The sequence below is a fragment of the uncultured Tateyamaria sp. genome (assembly GCF_947503385.1).
Classification (GTDB): domain Bacteria; phylum Pseudomonadota; class Alphaproteobacteria; order Rhodobacterales; family Rhodobacteraceae; genus Tateyamaria.
This window is the reverse complement of sequence record NZ_CANNDO010000016.1, coordinates 1-22,601: the sequence shown is the minus strand read 5'-3', so window position 1 is coordinate 22,601 and position 22,601 is coordinate 1. Positions and strand designations below refer to the sequence as shown.

Genomic DNA, 22,601 nt, shown 5'->3' with positions numbered 1-22,601 from the left:
GTACCGGGTCCGTTGCGCCGCGACGCTACCCCGCTTCATTCACTGTGACCAGCCCATCTCCTCGTGCTGATTTCAATCGGTGGCCCACCTGCACAATGGCGTCCAGTGCGGGCAGCAACTCGGCCCCCAGCGGCGTTAGCGCATATTCGGTCGAGGGCGGCGACGTGCGTCGGACATGCCGGGTCAGCACGCCGCGCGCTTCCAGTTCGCTCAGCCGCGTTGACAGGACCTTGGCCGAGATTGGCGGGATATCGGCGCGCAGTTCGTTGAACCGCCGTGGCCCGGCCCGCAAGCACCAGATGACGTTGGGCGCCCACGCGCCCGCAATAACGGCCATGCATTCGGTCAACATGCAGGGTTCGGGGGGCGCGGGGCTGCGGTTTTTGGTCATTTTCAGGGGCATGGGCTGTAACCAGGTTTCTGCGCGGTAACTCAATTCTCAAGGTAACCATTAGATACCTGGTTGCAAGTGGTAATTCCGATCGCAATCTCTGGCCTGTCACCAAGCCAAGGAGAGCGACATGAAACTGTTTTACAAATCCGGCGCGTGTTCGATGGCCAGCCATATGGTCCTGAACGAACTGGGCACGCCATTTGACATCGAAGCGGTGGACACCGACGCGGGAAAAACCGCAAGCGGTGCAGACTACAGAACCATCAACGCCAAGGGCTACGTGCCCACTCTCGAAATGAAGGACGGGATTTACCTGACCGAGGGACCGGCGATCCTGCAATTCCTCGCAGACGGTCATCCGGACAAGGGGTTGATCCCGGCCGTCGGAACGCAAGACCGGGCGCGCACGCTAGAAACGCTGACCTTTACGTCGTCCGAACTGCACAAAGCCTTTGGCCCGCTGTTCAACAGCAACGCGACAGAGGCCGAACAGGACGCCGCACGCGTCAACGTGGTCAGCAAATTTGACCACGTCGAAGCCCTGCTTGCGGACGGCCGCAACACGGTGCTCGGGGAGCAGTACACGATTGCGGACGCCTATCTGTTTGTCGTGTCGAACTGGGCCAACTTCACCGGCATTGACCTTGCCCGCTGGCCGAACCTCGCAGCCTACGTGGCACGCGTCGCGGCGCGCCCGGCAACCCAGCGCACCTTGCAAGCCGAAGGGCTGGCGGGATGACGTTCAGCCCGCTTGCCGAAATCAGTCAGGTGATGCAGTCCTATTTCACCGGCCTCTACCACGCGGACAGCAACCGGTTGCGCCGCGTCTTTCATCCGCATCTTGCCTATGTCTGCGCGACAGAAGGGGACGAATTGTACCTCGACCTCGAAACCTACATGGCGCGGATCGACAAGCGCGAAGCGCCCGCAGATCGCGGCGAAGAGCGGCGGGACGAGATCCTCGATATCTCTATAGCGGGGGACCGACTGGCCCATGTGCGCGCACGCATGACCATGATGGGGCGCACGTATCACGACGAGTTGACGCTGATCCGGCAGGACATGGCGTGGCGGATCGTGACCAAGGTGTTTTCCTATATCCCAAGGACGGACTGACCATGCCTTATGTCAACATCAAGGTGACGCGCGAAGGTGGACCAGACGGCACCGGCCCGTCGTCCCAAGACAAAGCGCGCCTGATCGCGGGTGTCACCACATTGCTCCAAGACGTTCTGGGCAAGGATCCCAGCACGACCTTTGTCGTGATCGACGAGGTTGCCCTGCCCGACTGGGGCATTGGCGGTCTGCCTGTGGTCGCATACCGCAAAAGCCGATCTGGAACTTAGGTCCACCTCGCAAAAGCAAAACCCCCGCCGTTTCCGGCGGGGGTTTCTTGTTTCTGAACCGCTCGTGCAGCTTAGTCGCGGCTGTCCTCGGTCGGGTCGATGATCGTGTCGAACACATCCGCGCCGACCACGTCGTCCGCCGCCGGTGCCGCCAGAGCGGCCGCTGCTTCGGCCTCTTCGCGGCGCGCCTCGATCACGACATTGTCGCGGTCGGTGGCGATCTTGCGCACGGCTTGGGTCGCACCGCCGGTGCCCGCCGGGATCAGGCGTCCCACGATGACGTTCTCCTTGAGACCGACCAACTTGTCCTTCTTGCCCTGCACCGAAGCCTCGGTGAGAACGCGGGTTGTCTCCTGGAAGGAGGCCGCCGAGATGAAGGACCGCGTTTGCAGCGACGCCTTGGTGATACCCAGCAGGATCGGACCGCCCTGTGCCGGGCGCCCGCCTTTGGACAGCGCCTTTTCGTTGGCCGCGTCGAACTCTTGCTTGTCCACGTGTTCGCCTTTGAGCAGCGTGGTGTCGCCCGAATCCTCGATCTCCCATTTCTGGAGCATCTGGCGCACGATGACCTCGATGTGCTTGTCGTTGATCTTCACGCCTTGCAGACGATAGACCTCCTGCACCTCGTTGATCATGTAGTCCGCCAGCGCTTCGACACCCATGATGGCGAGGATGTCATGCGGCGCAGGGTTGCCGTCCATGATGTAGTCGCCCTTCTGGATGAAGTCGCCTTCGGCTACGGGGATGTGCTTGCCTTTGGGCACCATGTACTCGACCTTATCCATGGTCTCGTCCGATGGCTCGATCGCGATGCGGCGCTTGTTCTTGTAGTCCTTGCCGAACCGCACATAACCATCGATTTCGGCGATGATCGCGTGATCCTTTGGGCGACGGGCTTCGAACAGTTCGGCCACACGCGGCAGACCACCGGTGATGTCCTTGGTCTTGGCGCCTTCGCGCGGAATACGGGCCACAACGTCGCCTGCAGCGATGTCCTGACCGTCTTCCACCGACAGAACCGCATCCACGGACATCGCATAGGTGATCGGGTTGCCCGCATCGTTGCGCACAGGCTCGCCGTCTTCACCCACGAGGATGATTTCGGGCTTCAGCTCGTTGCCCTTGGGCGCTGCACGCCAGTCGATCACGATCTTCTGGGTCATGCCGGTTGCGTCGTCCGTTTCTTCGCGCACGGCAAGGCCGCTTACGAGGTCCACGTAACGGGTTGTACCGGCTTTCTCCGCGATGATCGGCAGCGTGTAGGGGTCCCATTCAAACAGTTTGTCACCGCGCTTGACGTCCTGACCGTCGGTCACGAACAGCGTGGTGCCGTAGCCCAGCTTGTGGCTGGCGCGCTCGTCACCGTTCTCGTCGATGATCGCCATTTTCATGTTGCGGCCCATCACCAGCGTTTGCCCTGCGGCATTTTCCAGTGTTTGCGCGTTCTCAAAGACAATCTTGCCTTCCTGGCTTGCCTCGAGGAACGACTGCTGGCCACCTTGCGCAACGCCGCCGATGTGGAACGTCCGCATCGTCAACTGTGTGCCCGGCTCACCAATGGACTGCGCCGCGATAATGCCAACCGCTTCGCCGGTGTTGACCATGGTCCCGCGCGCAAGATCGCGCCCGTAACACATGGTACACACGCCCTCTTCGCTCTCGCAGGTCAGCGGCGAGCGGATGCGCATCGACTGCACGCCCATCTCTTCGATCATGTCCGACATGCGCTCGTCGATGAGCGTCCCTGCCGCCACCAGCACCTCGTCGGTGCCGGGCTTGAGCACGTCATCTGCGGCCACACGGCCCAGCACGCGTTCGGCCAGCGATGCCACCACTTCGCCGTCATTCACCGCTGCTTCGGCGGTGATGGCGTTTTCGGTGCCGCAGTCGAGATCGCGCACAATGCAATCCTGCGCCACGTCCACCAGACGACGGGTCAAGTAGCCCGAGTTCGCCGTCTTCAAAGCGGTGTCAGACAGACCTTTCCGCGCGCCGTGGGTCGAGTTGAAGTATTCAAGAACGGTCAGACCTTCCTTGAAGTTCGAGATGATCGGCGTCTCAATGATATCGCCGTTCGGCTTGGCCATCAGGCCGCGCATCCCGCCCAGCTGTTTCATCTGGGTAACCGAGCCACGCGCACCGGAATGCGCCATCATGTAGACGGAATTCGGCTCGCGCTCCGACCCGTCCTCATCCCTTTGCGCCGCCGAGATGGAGCCCATCATGGCGTCGGTGACCTTGTCGTTACACTTCGACCATGCATCGACGACCTTGTTGTATTTCTCACCCTGAGTGATCAGGCCGTCCATGTACTGCTGTTCGAAATCCTTCACCTGATCGCGGGTTTCATCCACGATGGTCCACTTGGTTTCGGGGATCAGCATGTCGTCCTTGCCGAACGAAATGCCCGCCTTGAACGCTTCTTTGAAGCCCATCGACATGATCTGGTCACAGAAAATGACGCTCTCCTTCTGACCGCAATAGCGGTAGACGGTGTCGATGACCGTTTGCACGTCTTTCTTCCGCAGAAGCTGGTTCACCAGATCGAACGGCGCTTTGGCGTTTAGAGGCAGCAGCGCACCCAGACGGACCCGACCGGGCGTCGTCTCATAGCGCATCATCACCTCTTCGCCATGCTCGTTGATCTGCGGCACGCGGGCCGTGATCTTGGCGTGCAAGTGTACCTCGCCCGCGTCGAGGGCGTGTTGCACCTCTTCGATCGAGCCAAAGACCATGCCTTCGCCCTTCATGCCTTCGCGTTCCAGCGTGACATAGTAGAGGCCCAGGATCATGTCCTGCGACGGCACGATGATCGGCGCACCGTTGGCGGGTGACAGCACGTTGTTGGTAGACATCATCAGGACGCGCGCTTCCAGCTGGGCCTCAAGGCTCAGCGGCACGTGCACAGCCATCTGGTCGCCGTCAAAGTCGGCGTTAAAGGCCGAGCAAACCAGCGGGTGCAGCTGAATGGCCTTGCCTTCGATCAGGACCGGTTCAAACGCCTGAATGCCCAAACGGTGCAGCGTGGGCGCACGGTTCAGCATGACGGGGTGTTCGCGGATAACCTCATCCAAGATATCCCACACCTCGGGACGTTCCTTTTCCACCAGCTTCTTGGCTTGCTTGACGGTCGAGGATAGGCCTTTGGCCTCAAGCCGCGAGTAGATGAATGGCTTGAACAGTTCGAGCGCCATCTTTTTCGGCAGACCACATTGGTGCAGTTTCAGTTCCGGGCCGGTCACAATGACCGAACGACCGGAGAAGTCGACGCGTTTGCCCAAAAGGTTCTGACGGAAGCGACCCTGCTTGCCTTTCAGCATGTCCGACAGCGATTTCAGCGGACGCTTGTTGGCACCCGTGATCACGCGGCCGCGACGGCCGTTGTCGAACAGGGCATCCACGGATTCCTGCAGCATCCGCTTTTCGTTGCGGACGATGATATCAGGTGCGCGCAGTTCGATCAGACGCTTCAGACGGTTGTTCCGGTTGATCACGCGGCGGTAGAGGTCGTTGAGGTCGGATGTCGCAAAACGGCCCCCATCCAGCGGCACCAACGGGCGCAGTTCTGGCGGGATCACGGGGATCACGGTCAGAACCATCCATTCGGGGCGGTTGCCGGATTCAAGGAAGCTCTCCACCACTTTCAGACGCTTGATGATCTTCTTGGGCTTCAGCTCACCTGTGGCTTCCTTGAGATCCGCGCGCAGGGTTTCGGCCTCGGCTTCGAGGTCGATCTGGGACAGCATCTCGCGGATGGCTTCGGCACCGATATTGGCGGTGAACGCGTCCATGCCAAACGCGTCCTGCGCGTCCATGTACTCTTCTTCTGACAGCATCTGGCCATAGCTGAGGTCTGTTAGGCCGGGCTCGGTCACGACATAGTTTTCAAAGTACAACACACGTTCCAGATCGCGCAGCGTCATGTCCAGCATCAAACCGATGCGGGACGGCAGCGATTTCAGGAACCAGATGTGCGCAACGGGGGCCGCCAGTTCGATGTGGCCCATCCGCTCGCGGCGGACTTTTTGCAGCGTGACTTCCACACCACATTTCTCGCAGACAACACCGCGATACTTCATGCGCTTGTACTTGCCGCACAGACATTCGTAATCCTTGATCGGGCCAAAGATACGCGCGCAGAACAGGCCATCACGCTCGGGTTTGAACGTCCGATAGTTGATGGTCTCGGGCTTCTTGATCTCGCCAAACGACCACGAGAGGATACGTTCGGGCGACGCCAGCGACACCTTGATCTCGTCAAAGACCTTGGGCGGCGTCAGAGGGTTGAACGGGTTGTTTGTCAGTTCCTGGTTCATTCTTTTTCCTCACAAATCAGAGGGTGCGGGGGAGAGGGCGTGCCGGGCTGAAGCCCGGCCTACCGGTGGCCGTAGGTCGGGCTTCAGCCCGGCTTTGGCTCACTCATCCTCCTCCGCATCCAGGAGTTCCATGTTGAGGCCCAGACCACGGACCTCTTTGACCAGAACGTTGAACGATTCCGGCACGCCGGCTTCGAAATTGTCCTCGCCCTTGACGATGCTCTCGTACACTTTGGTGCGGCCCGCCACGTCGTCCGATTTCACCGTCAGCATTTCCTGCAGGGTGTAAGCGGCGCCGTAAGCTTCCAGAGCCCAGACTTCCATCTCACCAAAACGCTGACCGCCGAACTGCGCCTTACCACCCAGCGGCTGCTGCGTGACAAGGGAGTAAGGACCGGTCGAACGGGCGTGGATCTTGTCGTCGACAAGGTGGTGCAGTTTCAGCAGGTACTTGATGCCGACTGTTACAGGGCGTGCAAACTGCTCGCCTGTACGGCCGTCAAACAACACCGACTGACCCGAGGTCGAAAATCCGGCACGCTCCAGCGCGTCGTTTACATCCGCCTCTTTGGCACCATCGAACACCGGCGTTGCGATCGGCACACCACGGGTCACGTTGCCCGCCGCCTCGACCAACTGGTCTTCTTCCATACCGGTGATGCCCTCTTCGTAGACGTCATCGCCATAGGCCAGCTTCATCGCTTCGCGCACCGGGGTCATATCCCCTGAGCGGCGATACTCTTGCAACGCCTCATCGACATTCACGCCCAGACCGCGTGCGGCCCAGCCCATGTGCGTCTCAAGGATCTGACCGACGTTCATACGGCTCGGCACACCCAGCGGGTTCAGACAGAAATCAACCGGCGTCCCATCCGCGAGGAACGGCATGTCCTCCATCGGCACCACTTTTGAAATCACACCTTTGTTGCCGTGACGACCGGCCATCTTGTCGCCCGGTTGCAGCTTGCGCTTGACCGCCACAAACACCTTGACCATCTTCATCACGCCCGGGGGCAGATCGTCGCCGCGGCGGACTTTTTCGACCTTGTCCTCGAACCGGGCATCCAAAGCACGTTTTTGCGCCTCGTACTGCTCGTTCAGGGCCTCGACCACCTGTGCCGACTGCTCGTCTTTCAGGGCAATCTGCCACCATGCGGAACGCGGGAACGTCTCAAGCAATTCCGCGTCGACATTCGCGCCTGCCTTGACGCCTTTCGGCCCCTTGGCAATCTCTTTGCCCAGCAGCATGTCACCCAAACGGGCGTAGATGTTGCGGTCGAGAATGGCCAACTCGTCGTCGCGGTCACGGGCGAGGCGTTCGACTTCCTCACGCTCGATCTGCAACGCACGTTCGTCTTTCTCCACCCCATGGCGGTTAAAGACGCGCACCTCGACAACCGTACCGAAATCACCCGGTTTCACGCGCAGCGACGTGTCACGCACGTCCGACGCTTTCTCACCAAAGATGGCGCGAAGCAGTTTCTCCTCCGGCGTCATCGGGCTTTCGCCCTTGGGAGTGATCTTGCCCACGAGGATATCGCCCGGCTCAACGTCAGCACCGATATACACGATGCCCGCCTCGTCGAGGTTGCGCAGCGCTTCTTCGCCGACGTTGGGGATGTCGCGGGTGATCTCTTCCGGCCCCAGCTTGGTGTCGCGCGCAGCCACTTCGAATTCCTCGATGTGGATCGACGTGAACACGTCGTCACGGGACACACGTTCCGAGATCAGGATCGAGTCTTCGTAGTTGTAGCCATTCCACGGCATGAACGCGACAACGACGTTCTTGCCCAGAGCCAGTTCGCCCATATCTGTGGACGGACCGTCGGCAATCACTTCGCCCTTGGTCACCAAATCGCCCACCTTTACCAGCGGACGCTGGTTAATGCAGGTGTTCTGGTTCGAGCGTTGGAATTTGCGCATCCGGTAGATGTCCACGCCCGCGTCGCCCAGTTCGAGATCTTCCGTGGCGCGGATCACGATCCGGGTAGCGTCAACCTGGTCGATGATACCGGCCCGCTTTGCCATGATCGACGCGCCGGAATCGCGGGCCACAACCTCTTCGATGCCGGTGCCGACAAGTGGCGCCTCGGCCTGCAACAGCGGCACAGCCTGACGTTGCATGTTCGAACCCATCAGAGCGCGGTTGGCGTCATCATTCTCAAGGAACGGGATCAGCGATGCGGCAACCGACACCAACTGCTTGGGCGACACATCGATCAGGTCCACCTGATCCACGGGGGCCAGCGTGTAGTCGCCGGATTGGCGCGTGTTCACCATCTCGTTGACGAACTTGCCGCTTTCGTCCAGCGACGCGTTGGCCTGCGCCACTGTGTGACGCATCTCTTCGGTCGCGGACATGTAGTGCACTTCGTCCGTGACCTGACCTTCGTTCACGACGCGGTACGGTGTTTCGATAAAGCCGTACTTGTTCACGCGGGCAAAGGTCGCGAGGCTGTTGATCAGACCAATGTTCGGCCCTTCGGGCGTCTCAATCGGGCACATCCGGCCGTAGTGCGTCGGGTGCACGTCGCGCACCTCAAAGCCCGCACGTTCGCGCGTCAGGCCACCCGGCCCAAGCGCCGACAGACGGCGTTTGTGCGTCACTTCGGAGAGCGGGTTGGTCTGGTCCATGAATTGGCTCAGCTGCGACGAGCCAAAGAATTCGCGCACCGCGGCGGCGGCAGGCTTCGCATTGATCAGATCCTGCGGCATCACCGTGTCGATTTCGACCGACGACATCCGCTCTTTGATCGCACGTTCCATGCGCAAGAGACCCACCCGGTACTGGTTCTCCATCAGTTCGCCAACGGACCGGACTCGGCGGTTGCCCAAGTGGTCGATATCGTCCACGTCGCCCTTGCCGTCACGCAGTTCCACCAGCGCTTTGATGCAGGCCACAATGTCTTCGCGGCGCAGCGTGCGCTGCGTGTCTTCGGCATCCAGCGCCAAACGCATGTTCATCTTGACCCGGCCAACGGCGCTAAGGTCGTAACGCTCGCTGTCAAAGAACAGCGTGTCGAACAGAGCGCTTGCCGCTTCGACGGTGGGCGGCTCGCCCGGACGCATGACGCGATAGATATCCATGAGCGCGGTTTCGCGGTTCATGTTCTTGTCGTTCGCCATGGTGTTGCGGATGTAGGGACCGACATTGACGTTATCGATGTCGAGAACAGGGATGTCGGTAACGCCCGCATCCACCAGTTCCTTGACCGTGCCGCCGATCAGATCGCCGTCTTTGTCATATTCAAGCGTCAGCTCATCACCGGCTTCGACATAGATCGCGCCGTTTTCCTCGTTGATGATGTCCTTGGCCACAAATTTGCCGACGATGTTTTCGTAAGGCACCAGCAGGTCGGTCACCTTGCCTTCGTCGATCAGCTTTTTGACCGCGCGCGGCGTGACCTTCTTGCCCGCTTCGGCAATCACTTCGCCGGTCTTGGCGTCCACAAGGTCATAGGTCGGACGGGTGCCGCGCACACGATCCGGGAAGAATGGCGTGACCCAGCCTTTGTTCTTCTTCAGCTTGTAGGGAACCGTTTGGTAATAGGCATCCATGATGCCTTCTTGGTCCAGTCCCAGCGCGTAAAGCAGAGTGGTCACAGGCAGCTTGCGGCGGCGGTCGATCCGCGCGAACACGATGTCCTTGGCGTCAAACTCAAAGTCCAGCCACGAACCGCGATAGGGGATGATGCGGCAGGCGAACAACAGCTTGCCCGAGCTGTGTGTCTTGCCCTTGTCGTGGTCAAAGAACACACCGGGCGAGCGGTGCATCTGGCTGACAATCACACGTTCGGTGCCGTTCACAATGAACGTCCCGTTCGGCGTCATCAGGGGCATATCACCCATGAACACGTCTTGTTCCTTGATGTCCTTGACGGATTTGGCGCCGGTGTCTTCGTCGACATCAAACACAATGAGGCGCAGCGTCACCTTGAGCGGCGCGCTGTAGGTCATGTCGCGCTGCTGGCATTCCTCGACGTCATATTTCGGCTTTTCCAGCTCGTATTTGACGTATTCCAGAACGGAGGTCTCGTTGAAATCCTTGATCGGGAACACGGACTGGAACACGCCCATGATGCCTTCGCCGTCGAGCGGGGTCGGCTGATCGCCGGAATTCAGAAACAGGTCATAGGACGATTTTTGAACCTCGATGAGGTTCGGCATGTCCAGCACTTCACGAATTTTACCGTAATATTTACGAAGACGTTTTTGACCAAGGAACGATTTTGCCATGCGAACTACGCACTCCATCTTTGCCTGCGCACATGCCGTCGGGGCACCGGCTGTGCGCCATCAAAGACCGAAAGGGGGGTCTATCCTTGCGCACCGGCCCAGTGGTGCGCGCCCGACCACGACCTTTCCAAGGAAACAGCCTTGACCGCCTGTGGCGGTATCTGCGGCTGCTTGCTTTGAGAGGGCGTCGCTTTGGTATGGGTGAATTGTGATCCTTTACCTAAGACGCGAAAGGACGGGTTCGAATCGCTCGATCCCGCTGGAGACTGCGAAATAGGATGGGGGCACGCAGAACACAACCCCCCGGATCGGGGGAATGTCGTTCCTACCTGCGAAATCTGGCACAGGTGTCCGCATTTGTCGAGGGTTTCGCGCGTCTATGCTTAAGATCGACGCTGGCATGAAAAAGGGCGCCCCGCTGTGGGGACGCCCTTTCGATATCGTAGGATGGGCGCAATGCCCATCGCCGCTTAGGCCAGTTCGACCTCGGCGCCAGCTGCTTCCAGCTTGCCTTTGATTTCTTCGGCTTCGGCTTTGTCGACGCCTTCTTTGATTTTGCCGCCAGCTTCGACCAGATCTTTGGCTTCTTTCAGGCCCAGACCGGTGATGCCGCGCACTTCTTTGATCACGTTGATCTTGGAGGCGCCTGCGTTCTTCAGGACAACGTCGAATTCCGACTTTTCTTCCTCGGCTGCGGCACCAGCGCCGTCAGCAGGGCCCGCCATCATGACTGCGCCACCGGCTGCAGGCTCGATGCCGTACTCGTCTTTGAGGATGGTTTTCAGTTCTTGTGCTTCCAGCAGGGTCAGACCAACGATCTCTTCTGCCAGTTTCTTCAGATCAGCCATTTTATCAGCTCTTTCCGTTTGATGTGTGTTCCAACGCGTGAGGTTTCTCTCACGCCGGTGTCAGGTGCCTTAGGCCGCCTTTTCCTCGATGGTGGAGAGGATGGAGGCGATGTTGCTTGCAGGTGCGCCAATGGCCCCGGCGATGTTCGATGCAGGCGCGCCGATGCAGCCGACGATCGAAGCAATAAGCTCCTCGCGCGACGGCATTTTCGACACGGCTGTCACACCAGCCCGGTCCAACGCGTTCTCCCCCATGGCCCCGCCGAGGATCACGAACTTATCGTTTTCCTTGGCAAAGTCCTCAGACACCTTGGCGGCTGCCACGGGGTCTTCGGAATAGGTCAGAACGGTCATGCCCGTCAGGAATTCACCGATGCTTTCGCACGGTTTGTCCTGAAGGGCGATTTTGGCGAGCCTGTTTTTGGCAACACGAACGGCAGAGCCTGCGTCACGCGCACGCGCGCGCAAATCCTGCATTTCGGCAACTGTCAGACCGGCGTAGTGGGAGACCACGACGACGCCAGAGCTTTCGAAGATCTGGCCGAGTTCCTCGACCACTTTCTCTTTCTGGGCTCTATCCACAGTTTCACTCCAGTACTTGGAGGGGCGTACCCCTCCGGCTCGGTTTCACCGCGCCATATGGCACGGCAATCAAGTCCGTACGGGTCGTCGCAGACCAGAGCCCGGAACATCTGTTGCCAGGCTGGAATGTCTCTTCCCGTCTCAGGCAGGAATTATGACGGGACCATTCCCGTCACCCACCGTCTCGGACGCGCAAAAGGTCCGCGCGACTCAGCGCAGGGACCCTTCGCGGAGCCTGTTAGTCGGTTGGGCGTCGGGTGCCAAGCCTAAAATGCGACGCGGCGGCACTACCCAGTGGCTGTGCGTTGCGTGGGCGCTTGCGTTTCATGCGCATCGTCCGACAGGTTCGTAGCAGTGACGGCAGCGATGGTGTTCAACAGTTGCGCCTTTGCCACCGGTTTGGCCAGCACTGCCACCATGCCCACGGCTTTGTATTGGGCGATTTGCTCGGGCAGGACATTTGCGGTGACGCCGACCACCGGTGGCGGTGCGCGGCCTGCCAACGCTTCGGCCTCAAAAAAACGGGTGGTTGTCTGCATCCCGTCGAGCCCGGGCATCTGAATATCCATTAGCACCACGTCGACGCGTGTTTCGGCCAACAGTTCCAACGCTTCGATCCCGTTGGTCGCTTCGAGAATATCGACACCATGCTTATCCAACAACTTGCGCAAGACAAAGCGATTGGTGGCGTTGTCATCGGTGATCAGAACCCGCACGCCCAGATGCAGCCCCCCTTCCTCTTGATTTTTGCGCGCCCGCCGGTCCGACAAGGTGGCCTCAACCCGGTTGAATGGCAGGAACACTTTGAACAGCGCCCCCTCTCCCGGCGTGCTTTCGACTTCGACTGTGCCGCCCATCGCCTCGCACAAGGCGCGGGTGATCGGCAGACCCAGACCGGTGCCGGACGACCCACGCTGCAACCGTCCATTTTCCTGAGCAAACGGCTCGAAGATGCGCGCCAATGCTTCTGGTGACAGGCCCGAACCGGTGTCGGACACATGAATGCACAGGCCGGCCTTGGGCTCAGCGTCGTACCAGGCACGCACGGCGACGCGACCCACTTCCGTGAACTTCACCGCGTTGGAGACGAGGTTATGCACAACCTGGCGCACCCGGCGTTCGTCCCCTTCAAGCTTGGGCAAGGGCCCATGCGGCAGTTCCAGATCCAGTACCAGCCCCTTGTCCCGAGCTGCGTCGCGATAAAGGTCGCGCGCCAACCGCAGCCCGCGCATCGGGTCAAACACGTCGTTTTCCACCTGCAACTGCCCGGCCTCAATCTTGGACAGGTCCAGTACGTCATTGATCGTCGACAACAGCAGATCGCCCGCATCTTCGATCACCGCCAGACATTCGCGCTGCTCGCGGGTCAGGGGGTGATCCGACAGATGCGTCGCCATGTTGATTATGCCGTTGAGCGGCGTGCGGATTTCATGGCTGACGTTGGCGATAAAGTCCGACTTGCTGCGATTGGCCCGATCCGCCGCCGCGCGCAGCACACGCTCACGCCGTGTCGCCACACTGCCAAAATAGACTTCTGCGGACAGGTACGCCACGATCAGCGCAAGCAGCGCGGCAATCATCCATTCCTGACGGACAATGCGGGATTGCGTTGTGTTCGTGGCCTGCGCCCAAGTGCCAAAATTCGCTGTGTCGAATTCGGCCACCCAACCGCTGCGCAACGCGACCACCAAAGGGCGGAGACTTTCGCGCATTTCGGTCACTTGCTGGTTCGTAAACGGCTTGTCGGCAAACAACTCCGCATCCCAGCGCGCACGCCAGGCCAGCATCTCGTCCAGCGGGTCCGCGATCAACGGCTTTTGCTGAAACTTCAGATCGCTCACCACGTCGATCCTGCTCCAGAGGACCTCAAAACGCAGTTGCACCTCTGCAAGGTCCTTTTGACCGGCGACGCGGTCCGCGAGCGTCGTCGCGAACCGCTGCGCTTCGAACACCAGTTCGCTGACTTTCCACATTGTCACGCTGACCGAAAAGACGACCTCGTGTTCAACCTCCTGCAGGTTGGCGCGGTGGAATACCATCGCGACCACCAGCGCAAGGCACAGGCCTATGGCCAACAAACTGCGCCGGAAGGAGGTGAGGACAAACATCTTGGGTCAGTCAGTCAACCCGGATCTGGACCAGTTGCCAGATCATTTGACCATCAAAGGGGCGCATTTCAGCATCGGCGCGGCTCAGCGGATAGATGACCCAGATCGGCCCTTTGTCGCGCACCCGCATCGGCTTGCCATTCATGTCCATCGCCAGAATGACATCGTGATCATCGGCATCTGACACGGGAATACGCACGGCATAATCGTTGATCGCCTTCGCCTCCAACGACGTCCCCGTTGCGCCAACCGCAGCCAGAACCGAGGCCAGCGTTGGACCGGAAAACCGTTGCGGGCCGGTGGTGAAGGATGTGTAAGTCTCAATCTCGACCCAATCGAGCGCTTCCAGCATCTTGCGGTCAAACGCGGCGCCGCTCGCCGTGTTGCCCACCGTAATGGACCCCGTGACGTTGAGCAGCACGTCACCTTCTGGCTGCGGCAGACTGGTCGATGCCCAAACGCCCAGTGGCAATGCCACGGCCAAGGACAATACACCCGCGAACAGGCGTCGGGACAGCATCATGGCAATACCTCATCACTTTCCTGCGATTGGAAAGAGGGTTACCTGCTCAGCCCCTAACAACACGTTAGTCAAAACAGAAAACGCGCCCCACATGGGACGCGTTTCCAATAGAATTGTCTGAAAAGACCGTTACTCGGCGTTTGCGCTGTCGATGCTCACGGTCACGCCCGGACCCATGGTCGAGCTCAGGGCAATCTTTTTCATGTAGGTGCCTTTGGCGCCAGCAGGCTTGGCCTTGGCCACAGCGCCCACAAATGCACGCACGTTTTCAACCAGCTTGGCCTCATCAAAGGACGCCTTGCCAACACCTGCATGTACAACACCGGCCTTTTCGACCTTGAACTGCACTTCACCGCCCTTGGCCGCCTTGACGGCGTCCGCGACGTCCATTGTCACCGTGCCAACTTTGGGGTTGGGCATCAGGTTCCGGGGGCCCAGCACCTTGCCCAGACGACCAACGATGGGCATCATGTCCGGTGTGGCGATGCAGCGATCAAATTCGATCGTGCCGCCCTGAACGGTCTCCATAAGATCCTCTGCGCCAACGATGTCGGCACCAGCGGCTTGCGCCTCTTCGGCCTTGGGGCCACGTGCAAAGACGGCCACGCGCACGGTCTTGCCGGTGCCGTTGGGCAGGCCAACGACGCCGCGGACCATCTGGTCTGCGTGACGGGGATCAACACCCAGGTTTACAGCGATCTCCACGGTTTCATCGAATTTGGCCGAGGCGTTGCCCTTGATGAGGCTGACCGCCTCTTCGACGGTCACGTCGGACTTGCCAGCGAAGGCCTCGCGCGCGGCGCGGGTGCGTTTTCCAAGCTTTGCCATCTTACTTCACCTCGATGCCCATGGAGCGGGCGGAGCCCAGGATGATCTGCATTGCGCCTTCGATATCGTTGGCGTTGAGATCCTTCATCTTCGCTTCGGCGATCTCGCGCACCTGCGCGACCGTCACCGTACCCACAGTCTCGCGGCTGGGGTTGTTGGCGCCGGATTTTACCTTGGCGGCCTTCTTGAGGAAGTAAGACGCAGGCGGCGTCTTGATATCCATCGCAAAGGATTTGTCCTGATAGTAGGTGATAACGGTGGGGCACGGCGCGCCGGGCTCCAGGTCTGCTGTCTTGGCGTTGAACGCCTTGCAGAATTCCATGATGTTGATGCCGCGCTGACCCAGCGCCGGACCGACCGGCGGGGAGGGGTTCGCTTGACCGGCGGGCACCTGCAATTTCATGGTGCCAGCAAGTTTCTTGGCCATGAGCCATACTCCTGTTCAAACAGCCGTCCGACGCGTCGGTCAGCCTATGTTGATGTGGTCCGGTCCGGGCCTCGCGTGACCCTCGCCTTCCACAATGGATGTTGCACACAGCAACAGAAGCGCCGGTTACAGCGCTCCTGTCACATTATCAAGGGTGAATCGCCTCCGTGGGCGAATGGGTTGCCCGTCTCAGCCGTCTTCGAGGATGACGTCGAAATCGACGCGGCTGCCCGGCAAGCCTGCCTGATCGCCGAGACCGACAGGGCGTGACGGAGCGGCGATGATGATCTGCTCTGATGCAATGCCGCGTCCCACGAGCATCGCCATCAGCGCCTTGGCGCGCAAGCGCCCGGTCGCGACATCTTCGCCCGTCTGGACACCACCGGCATGTTGGCCGATCACCCGCAGCCGCGCGTGTGGGCAGGCCACCGCCAATTCCGCCAGCGCCATGGCCGTGTTCAGATCGTCAGGGCGCAAAGATACGGACCGTGGCGCATAGAACAGCACCGTACTGTCGGCTGCGCGCTGCAGGTCTGTCACGCAAGACGCATTGGCCCACGGGCTGGCTGTCACGTTGGTCCGCACTGCGACGCGCGTGACCTCTTCGACCACGGTGAATTCGACGCGGCGGTCGTAGAATGCCGCAGGGCGCGGGCCGTTCAGACCCGAGGGTTGCCGGTCCCCCATGCCGCGGGCAAAGAAATTGCTGGTGTCGATGCCGCCCGCGCCGATGCGTTTGATCACCTCTTGCGCGCGGCGTTCGCTCAACACGAGGTTGGCAGACGGATCGCCGGAGGGATCAGAATGGCCGTCCACGCGAATTTGAACACCCGGACAGTTCTGCGCGATCAAACCCAGAAGGCGACCCTGTTCGATACCTGCGGAATCCGCCGTCAGCCCACCGCTGGGGAAGTAGACGCGCGCCTCGGACGCCATGGCCCGCAAGTCTTCGATACACTGCGCGTTGGAGTTGGCGTTGAAGCCGCTGGTGTCGAAAACAGGCGCCGCAGTCGGTGCAACGGCCAGCGCCGCCTGACGGACAGGCTGCGGCTCCGGCGCGGGTTCAGGCACGGGCGCTGGTGCTGCCACGGGTTGCGTCAGCGCAGGTGTCACGGCGACCGAGTTCAGGCTCGCTTCGGGCGTGGCCTGACGTGCGACCACCTCATCCTCGGTATCAAGGGGTTCCGGTGCGGCGGCAGTGGGTTCGACGGGCGGGACGGGGTTCTGTCGGATACCGCCGTCCATGAAAACAAACGCTGCAAATGCGATTGCCGCAGAAGGCACCAGCCAAGGAAGGCTGTCCTTCACATACTTCAAAGCCATCACATATCCCCCAAATAAGCCGTTCTGTGCACCGAAGATCATCTATATCGTGTGTCTGCGCATATAGGTTGGCGGGAATTCGCCAAAGGCGTCAACGTCTGATCCGGGTTATCCACAGGAATGTACCCCTGCGCCTCGTCCGGCGCCGTTGACGTACACAAATCGTCTCAATTTCCAAAAATTTTGCCGAAAAATGCGTCAAAGAGGACGGAAACCATATTTGACGCCCGTTAAATCGCAAAAAAGGCGTGCGCTGATTCTGCACACGCCTTTCGAAAGCTGTCAGATGATTGGGTGGTCTTAGGTCTGCTTGTTAACTTGCGTGTATTCCAGTTCCACCGGAGTTTCGCGACCAAAGATCGAGACAGTGACCTTGAGGCGCTGGTTGTCCTCGTCCACCTCTTCGACCATGCCGTCGAAATCTTCGAATGGGCCGTCGTTGACCTTGACCTTTTCGCCGACCTCGAAAGAGATCATCAGCTTGGGTGCTTCTTCGCCTTCGGCGACGCGGCCCAAGATCTGCTCGACCTCGGCATCGCGCATCGGCATTGGGCGGCCCTGCGGACCAAGGAACCCGGTGACGCGGTTGATCGAGTTGATCAGGTGATAGCCTTCGTCCGACATTTCCATGTGAACGAGCACATATCCGGGCATGAAACGACGTTCGGTCGTGACTTTCTTGCCGCGGCGCACCTCGATGACCTCTTCGGTCGGCACCAGAACCTCGTCGATCTGGTCCTCAAGGCCCTTTTCCTCAACAGAGGTCCGGATCTGCTCTGCGATCTTCTTCTCAAAGTTGGAAAGAACGCTGACGGAATACCACCGTTTTGCCATGACGCGTATAGCCCCTCGTCCAAAGTCATTGCCCGCGTCTCAGGCGGGTCCCGGATATAAAAGTGGCGCGGGGCTCGAATCGCCGCGCGCCATGCTCAGGTCAGGATCGGGGAATACGCCGCACCCCGTCAAAGCGCAAGAGGCGCGTCAGCCAAAGGTTGTCAGCACCGTCTCAAGACCCCAGCGGATCAGGATATCGACAAGCGCGAAAAACACCGCTGTCAGCGCCGCAAGGATAAACACCATCACGGTGGTCAGGAACACCTCGCGCCGGGTTGGCCAGACAACCTTTGCCACTTCGGCGCGGACTTGCTGGATGAACTGGAGCGGGTTGGTGGTGGCCATGGGTGGCGGTCCTCATGCTTGCGATGCACGGCATGTAACGGTCACGTGGCTGGAATTCAAGCGCCGTCAGCCGTCGCGCTGCATCCGGTCAAAACGATCCGCCACCGCCTGCGCGTGCTGCGCTTCCACCTCAGCGGACCGTTGTTGAAAGTCGGGCATGTAGAGCGTGTCGGCCATCCCGTCCGGCAACATATCCAGAAGCCGGTCCCAGCGGCAGGCAAACCGATCAAGGCTGTTGCGCAGACGCGTGCCACGCGCCACGTCGGATTTCTCGATCAGTTCCACACCATGGAGCAGTGTGCCCCAGATGCGCCCTGCCCCCATGAACAGGAACAAGCCCAGAACCAACGCAACGATACACGCCCCGGCAACGATGAACCAATGCGGGCGAACGACGACCAGCAGCAGGACGCTGACAAATGCAAGATGACGGGTGGTCGGGCGGAACTGTGCCGCTGCCCGCAGGGGCGCCGTGAGCGTGCGGGTCAGACGGGCGCGCTTTGTCTGCGGGGCAGGCTTGGCAGGCTCCACCGGTGCCTGCAGTTTTGGCAGGTCCGTCGCGCGCCGACGCGGGGCGTCCACCATGGCAATTGTGCGATCCACAAATGCTTTGGCGATTTCCGTCCGCTGACGCTTTGCTTCGGCGGCCTCTTCGGTGAGGACCGCGCGGATCGTCCGAAGCGTTTCTTCTTCAGTGCCTTCGAAAGGCTTGCCCGGCATCAGCGTGTAATCGTTCATTTGACAACATCCCTTCCCCGAAACAGCGGGGTTAACAAAAATCCCGTCACGAGCGGGATAGGGCAAAGCTAGGGCCGGACTGTGCCGTTCGGGTGTCGCAAATGAGGCAGGAATGCGGCACTGAACACGCCCGCGCATCAGTCCGCCGTGGATCGGAGCGATTGTTTCCAGATCGGTGCATCAGAGCGGTGCAAACATGGTAAACGGCGACACATTTGTGCCCTGAGTCGCGGAACCAGCGTGAATTGTGGGAAATGGCAGGGGCAGCAGGGTTCGAACCCGCGACCTACGGTTTTGGAGACCGTCGCTCTACCAGCTGAGCTATACCCCTGCAGGGCAGGGGTGGATTACGCGCGCAGGCGCAGTAATGCAAGGGCCGAAATTACGCTGCTGCCATGTGAGTTTCCACGACCGGCCACAGCTCTTTCAACCAGCGCGCGGCAAAGGCGGGCGACTTGTGACCGATGTCATCCTGCTCAACCGCACCGTCACAACAGAACTCTGCCTTGGTGAGGATCCCGGTGGTCACCGTGTCCTCGGGTTGACGCAGCAAAGTGATGCCATCGCGCGCCGCCACTGCCTCGAAAGCGTCCCACAGCTGGGCGCGGTCCTCTTCGGTTGCGGCAAAGGCTGCGGGGCAGGCATGGTAGAGATTGCCGGGCGCCGCCAGATCGCGCACCCCGTCCGTGTTGAAGGGCGCGGGTACGTAGAACACATGGTCCCCCGCCGCAGCCAGAGATCGCCCAAACCGGTAGGCCCGTGTGCTGATGGCGAAGTCATGCACCGCCGTTTCCAGAACCGACCGGCTGGGCCGGGTAACGCGGTCGGATGCCCACTGAAAATACTCGGCAAAAAACATCGAAACGCGCAGCCGTGCGCCGTAAAAGATCACGCCGTCGAATTGACCGGGTGCAATGTGATCACGCCCGTTGCCGTTGATGGTCAGCACCCGTTCCAGCGCGGCAGGCGCGGGGCGGATCGCGCCGTCCGTCCAGTCGATGGTGCGAAATGCCGGGCCCTCGACGCCCCAGAACTCCATCTCGTACCCGTCCGGCACCGAAGTCAGCCCCTCGCGCAAGGCCAGTGATACACTGCCGATCTGGCTGTCGCCGATCATGCAAAGGGTGCGGGTTTTCTTAGCGCGCGAAGGCATCCAGCAGAACCTCCTCGCAGCGGAGATCTTCTTCGGCGACCGGAGTGGTCTGTGCCTTGTCCGGTATCACCCGCAATTCGCGTAAATCGGGGAAGGCCGCGATCTGATCGGCAAAGAAGTGTTTCATGACAGTTGCCACACCTTCGGGCACCACCGAGCGCATGTTGGGCGCAAAGAACATGCCCCGGAACACTGGATGCGTGATAATCTCATAGGACGGAAAATAGTCGACAAACGGGTAGCGATCCGCTGTCATCCCCGCCACCGCCCGCAGCACTGATTTGGAATAATGCGTCGCGGTCAGCACATGCTTGCCCGATGCCGTGGCCGTCAGTGGCACGGGCGAGACGGTCAGCAGAATGCGCAGCTTGGGTCGTTTCGCCCGCAAAAGCCGTATCACATCCGTCAACGCCGCTTGGGTCTGGCGTGTGTTGCTGTTGACGAAAACATGCTGTGCGGGATCGAATGTGCCCGCAACCGTGCCCGGGCACAGCGCATATTCCACTTCGGTCTTGGAGTTGCGCCACCGTTCCGTCAGGCCCAGCGTGAACACGAACACATCTGACGTCTCGACCGCGCGGCGCAGCGCGGCGTAGGTTTCATGCCGGGCATCCCACAGCTCGGCCTCTGTCTCGAAACCGCCCGGTTCGATTGCGGGACGGAGCGGGTCGTAGAACCGGTCATCCTTCACCCAAATCTCACCACTGTCGGCCCGCTGTTCATAGGCCAGCTCAAGCCACTGCAACAGCATTGCCGGTGTATAAATGTTGCCCGTGCGAAAGCTGAACACGCCATAGCCATGGCTGCGCGCATGTTCGGTCTGCATGAAAGGCGGCGCCGGTTCGCAGTCGATCCAGCCATAGCCACGGTCCGCCAGCGCCCGTCCAATATGCTGGGCGAAACACGAGCCCGCGGTCACGATTTTTTGCCGGGGCCGGATGGGGAATTTCGGAGACCACAGACCAGACAGGCCAAAGGGGCCGGGTTCGGCCACGGCGGTCTTCCAAAAGGCCTCTGGGCCCAGTTCTTCGTAGGGATGCGTCACGCTCGATCCGCCTCGCCATGTTTTCCGGAACGCTACCAAGTTTTGGGTTTTCAGACAAGGACGCCAGCGGCCTGAACCGTCAGTCCGCCGCAGACACTTGATTGGCTTTGTGCCGGAATGCGATGGCCCGGTCCAAAGCTCCGCTTTCGGTCATGGCACCGATGAAATTACGGATGTGACGACGCGGCAAACCGCCCGACAGAGCCTCCAGAAACAAGGTTTCTGCCGTGCCATAGCTGCCTTCGGACACTTCGATCAGTGCAGTGTCGTAGACCGGGTATTGCGCGTCGGGGTCATGCGCCAGTGCCGCTGCGATATGCACCCGCGCCGCGTCGTTGCGGTCTTGCTCAAGCAACATCATCGCCATGAACGCATGATCGAAGTAATCCGCATCCGGCGCGTCCGTGTTGCGCTGCAATACCACGATCGCCTCGGCCTCATCTTCGCCAAAGTACTGCAGGTCCGCCAATCAGTAGTTGGCAAACCCGTTGTGCCCGTCTTCCAGAAACTGCCGCAGCCAGGTAACCGCTGCGGGGCGCAGTCCCAAGGCTGTCAGCGCACGCGCCTTCCATAGCGACCCTTCGCCCGCATCGGGCCAGTCCTGCGTGACACGTTCCGCGTCACCCAACGCGCGGCGGTAATTCTCCAGCCAGTCGTTTTTGCGGGCGCGGTATAGATAAGCGTAGGTCGGCGCGTCACCGGTTGCGACAGACTGGTTCAGCGCAGCTAACGCAGGGCCCAGCTTGTCCTGATCAAAAAGTGCGACCCCCAAGGTATACAGCGTCCAAGGAATATCGGCGTCTTGGTCCAGCGCGTTGCGCAGAACCGGTTCCGCCTCTGCGGGCCTGTCCGTGTCGATATAGAACCAAGCCTTTTCGCGCATCGCCCAGACATATGCGGGCGACATTGCGATGGCGGTGTCTATCAGTTGCAGAAACGACCTTTCATCCAAAATACCGCCTTGCCGACCGGATGAGGCGAGGCCGGCAAACCCTTGTGCCGTTGCCCCGGCGTCCAGCGACCGTTGAAAGATCGCGCTGGCCTGATCAAAGTCATCGGCTTCCCAGTGCATCCACCCCAGCACATTCAATGCCCCGGTATGCGCGGGGTCTTCGGTCAGAACGTCGTCCAGCAGCGCGCGCGCCTGAACACGCTTGTCCATGCGATCATAGGCCCCAGCGAGGACGACGCGTATATCCGCCGCCCCTGCCCCGGCATCGGCAATGGCAACCTCGCAGATGGACGCTAATCTGTCTGCGGGTTCCGCATCCTCAAGGCAAACGGAGGCATAGCTTTTCTGGCTGTCGGACAGAATCGGTCGCGCCGCTGCGGCACTGGCCAGCAACACCGACAGGGCGGCGCACAGCAGAACTTGTTTCATCAAAAAACGCTCCGGTTGGGCGCAGCGTAGCAAAGCTGTTCAAAATCAAAAAAAGGCCCCGCACGCATCGCGCACGGGGCCTGTTTTTTTTGTGCATCGGGGGCATTCCCCCGCGCGACCTGTGTGCATCACCGTAGGGCGGGCTTCAGCCCGCCGCTGCGGTCAGGCACATTA

Annotated in this window: 20 protein-coding genes and 1 tRNA gene; 3 read left to right on the top strand and 18 right to left on the bottom strand. The window is 60.4% G+C overall.

Translation table 11 applies throughout. The features are described from left to right. Positions 1-25: 25 nt before the first annotated feature. Positions 26-337 carry a helix-turn-helix domain-containing protein gene (locus tag Q1A85_RS22495; protein ID WP_299695179.1) on the bottom strand — a complete coding sequence of 104 codons (312 nt, stop codon included), beginning with the start codon at positions 335-337 and terminating at the stop codon, positions 26-28. A gap of 184 nt (positions 338-521) precedes the next feature. Between Q1A85_RS22495 and gstA the strand changes: the two genes are divergently transcribed. From gstA to Q1A85_RS22480, 3 genes are read left to right on the top strand one after another with little or no spacing between them, the layout of a single operon-like run. Continuing rightward, entirely contained in the window at positions 522-1,133 is a 612-nt protein-coding gene (gene gstA, locus Q1A85_RS22490) for a glutathione transferase GstA (protein ID WP_299695177.1), read from the top strand. Beyond that, complete coding sequence (locus tag Q1A85_RS22485) at positions 1,130-1,510, top strand: nuclear transport factor 2 family protein (protein ID WP_299695175.1); 381 nt, start codon at positions 1,130-1,132, stop codon at positions 1,508-1,510. Before gstA ends, Q1A85_RS22485 begins: the two co-directional genes overlap by 4 nt. A gap of 2 nt (positions 1,511-1,512) precedes the next feature. Next, complete coding sequence (locus Q1A85_RS22480; protein ID WP_299695173.1) at positions 1,513-1,740, top strand: 4-oxalocrotonate tautomerase family protein; 228 nt, start codon at positions 1,513-1,515, stop codon at positions 1,738-1,740. A 71-nt stretch (positions 1,741-1,811) separates the two neighbouring features. Here the strand turns inward: Q1A85_RS22480 and rpoC are convergent, their stop codons facing one another. From rpoC to Q1A85_RS22395, 17 genes are all read right to left on the bottom strand, one after another. Beyond that, positions 1,812-6,056, bottom strand: a complete 4,245-nt coding sequence (gene rpoC, locus Q1A85_RS22475; protein ID WP_299695170.1) for a DNA-directed RNA polymerase subunit beta' — start codon at positions 6,054-6,056, stop codon at positions 1,812-1,814. Between the two features lie 99 nt (positions 6,057-6,155). Then, positions 6,156-10,292 (bottom strand): DNA-directed RNA polymerase subunit beta, encoded by a 4,137-nt coding sequence (gene rpoB, locus Q1A85_RS22470; RefSeq protein ID WP_299695168.1) that lies wholly within the window; start codon positions 10,290-10,292, stop codon positions 6,156-6,158. A gap of 470 nt (positions 10,293-10,762) precedes the next feature. After that, positions 10,763-11,140, bottom strand: coding sequence for a 50S ribosomal protein L7/L12 (gene rplL / locus Q1A85_RS22465; RefSeq protein ID WP_299695166.1), 378 nt, complete (start codon positions 11,138-11,140; stop codon positions 10,763-10,765). A gap of 69 nt (positions 11,141-11,209) precedes the next feature. Beyond that, positions 11,210-11,722 (bottom strand): 50S ribosomal protein L10, encoded by a 513-nt coding sequence (gene rplJ, locus Q1A85_RS22460; protein WP_299695164.1) that lies wholly within the window; start codon positions 11,720-11,722, stop codon positions 11,210-11,212. Between the two features lie 287 nt (positions 11,723-12,009). Continuing rightward, entirely contained in the window at positions 12,010-13,830 is a 1,821-nt protein-coding gene (locus tag Q1A85_RS22455) for an ATP-binding protein (protein ID WP_299695162.1), read from the bottom strand. A gap of 10 nt (positions 13,831-13,840) precedes the next feature. Beyond that, positions 13,841-14,353, bottom strand: coding sequence for a molybdopterin-dependent oxidoreductase (locus Q1A85_RS22450; RefSeq protein WP_299695160.1), 513 nt, complete (start codon positions 14,351-14,353; stop codon positions 13,841-13,843). Positions 14,354-14,482: 129 nt separating this feature from the next. Then, on the bottom strand, positions 14,483-15,181 hold the full coding sequence (rplA, locus tag Q1A85_RS22445; protein WP_299695158.1) for a 50S ribosomal protein L1: 699 nt from the start codon (positions 15,179-15,181) through the stop codon (positions 14,483-14,485). A 1-nt stretch (position 15,182) separates the two neighbouring features. Further along, positions 15,183-15,608, bottom strand: a complete 426-nt coding sequence (gene rplK, locus Q1A85_RS22440; RefSeq protein WP_299695156.1) for a 50S ribosomal protein L11 — start codon at positions 15,606-15,608, stop codon at positions 15,183-15,185. Between the two features lie 189 nt (positions 15,609-15,797). Further along, a complete protein-coding gene (locus Q1A85_RS22435; protein WP_299695154.1) occupies positions 15,798-16,931 on the bottom strand; it encodes an OmpA family protein in 1,134 nt (377 codons plus the stop codon). 300 nt (positions 16,932-17,231) lie between these two features. After that, positions 17,232-17,765 (bottom strand): transcription termination/antitermination protein NusG, encoded by a 534-nt coding sequence (gene nusG, locus Q1A85_RS22430; protein WP_299695152.1) that lies wholly within the window; start codon positions 17,763-17,765, stop codon positions 17,232-17,234. Positions 17,766-17,912: 147 nt separating this feature from the next. Next, entirely contained in the window at positions 17,913-18,110 is a 198-nt protein-coding gene (gene secE, locus Q1A85_RS22425) for a preprotein translocase subunit SecE (protein ID WP_299695150.1), read from the bottom strand. A gap of 66 nt (positions 18,111-18,176) precedes the next feature. Then, on the bottom strand, positions 18,177-18,848 hold the full coding sequence (locus tag Q1A85_RS22420; RefSeq protein ID WP_299695147.1) for a hypothetical protein: 672 nt from the start codon (positions 18,846-18,848) through the stop codon (positions 18,177-18,179). A gap of 255 nt (positions 18,849-19,103) precedes the next feature. Beyond that, positions 19,104-19,179 (bottom strand) — tRNA-Trp (locus tag Q1A85_RS22415). A gap of 51 nt (positions 19,180-19,230) precedes the next feature. Continuing rightward, entirely contained in the window at positions 19,231-20,001 is a 771-nt protein-coding gene (locus tag Q1A85_RS22410; RefSeq protein WP_299695145.1) for a hypothetical protein, read from the bottom strand. Further along, positions 19,985-21,046 carry a GSCFA domain-containing protein gene (locus Q1A85_RS22405; RefSeq protein ID WP_299695142.1) on the bottom strand — a complete coding sequence of 354 codons (1,062 nt, stop codon included), beginning with the start codon at positions 21,044-21,046 and terminating at the stop codon, positions 19,985-19,987. Before Q1A85_RS22405 ends, Q1A85_RS22410 begins: the two co-directional genes overlap by 17 nt. A 79-nt stretch (positions 21,047-21,125) precedes the next feature. Then, entirely contained in the window at positions 21,126-21,515 is a 390-nt protein-coding gene (locus Q1A85_RS22400; protein ID WP_299695139.1) for a hypothetical protein, read from the bottom strand. Continuing rightward, positions 21,516-22,427 carry a tetratricopeptide repeat protein gene (locus Q1A85_RS22395; RefSeq protein ID WP_299695136.1) on the bottom strand — a complete coding sequence of 304 codons (912 nt, stop codon included), beginning with the start codon at positions 22,425-22,427 and terminating at the stop codon, positions 21,516-21,518. Positions 22,428-22,601: the final 174 nt, after the last annotated feature.

Coding starts and splice junctions, on each gene's coding strand:
- Q1A85_RS22495 (WP_299695179.1), bottom strand. CDS start 337: ATGGCCGTTATTGCGGGCGCGTGGGCGCCCAACGTCATCTGGTGCTTG.
- gstA (WP_299695177.1), top strand. CDS start 522: ATGAAACTGTTTTACAAATCCGGCGCGTGTTCGATGGCCAGCCATATG.
- Q1A85_RS22485 (WP_299695175.1), top strand. CDS start 1,130: ATGACGTTCAGCCCGCTTGCCGAAATCAGTCAGGTGATGCAGTCCTAT.
- Q1A85_RS22480 (WP_299695173.1), top strand. CDS start 1,513: ATGCCTTATGTCAACATCAAGGTGACGCGCGAAGGTGGACCAGACGGC.
- rpoC (WP_299695170.1), bottom strand. CDS start 6,056: ATGAACCAGGAACTGACAAACAACCCGTTCAACCCTCTGACGCCGCCC.
- rpoB (WP_299695168.1), bottom strand. CDS start 10,292: ATGGCAAAATCGTTCCTTGGTCAAAAACGTCTTCGTAAATATTACGGT.
- rplL (WP_299695166.1), bottom strand. CDS start 11,140: ATGGCTGATCTGAAGAAACTGGCAGAAGAGATCGTTGGTCTGACCCTG.
- Q1A85_RS22455 (WP_299695162.1), bottom strand. CDS start 13,830: ATGTTTGTCCTCACCTCCTTCCGGCGCAGTTTGTTGGCCATAGGCCTG.
- Q1A85_RS22450 (WP_299695160.1), bottom strand. CDS start 14,353: ATGATGCTGTCCCGACGCCTGTTCGCGGGTGTATTGTCCTTGGCCGTG.
- rplA (WP_299695158.1), bottom strand. CDS start 15,181: ATGGCAAAGCTTGGAAAACGCACCCGCGCCGCGCGCGAGGCCTTCGCT.
- rplK (WP_299695156.1), bottom strand. CDS start 15,608: ATGGCCAAGAAACTTGCTGGCACCATGAAATTGCAGGTGCCCGCCGGT.
- Q1A85_RS22435 (WP_299695154.1), bottom strand. CDS start 16,931: ATGGCTTTGAAGTATGTGAAGGACAGCCTTCCTTGGCTGGTGCCTTCT.
- nusG (WP_299695152.1), bottom strand. CDS start 17,765: ATGGCAAAACGGTGGTATTCCGTCAGCGTTCTTTCCAACTTTGAGAAG.
- secE (WP_299695150.1), bottom strand. CDS start 18,110: ATGGCCACCACCAACCCGCTCCAGTTCATCCAGCAAGTCCGCGCCGAA.
- Q1A85_RS22420 (WP_299695147.1), bottom strand. CDS start 18,848: ATGAACGATTACACGCTGATGCCGGGCAAGCCTTTCGAAGGCACTGAA.
- Q1A85_RS22410 (WP_299695145.1), bottom strand. CDS start 20,001: ATGCCTTCGCGCGCTAAGAAAACCCGCACCCTTTGCATGATCGGCGAC.
- Q1A85_RS22395 (WP_299695136.1), bottom strand. CDS start 22,427: ATGAAACAAGTTCTGCTGTGCGCCGCCCTGTCGGTGTTGCTGGCCAGT.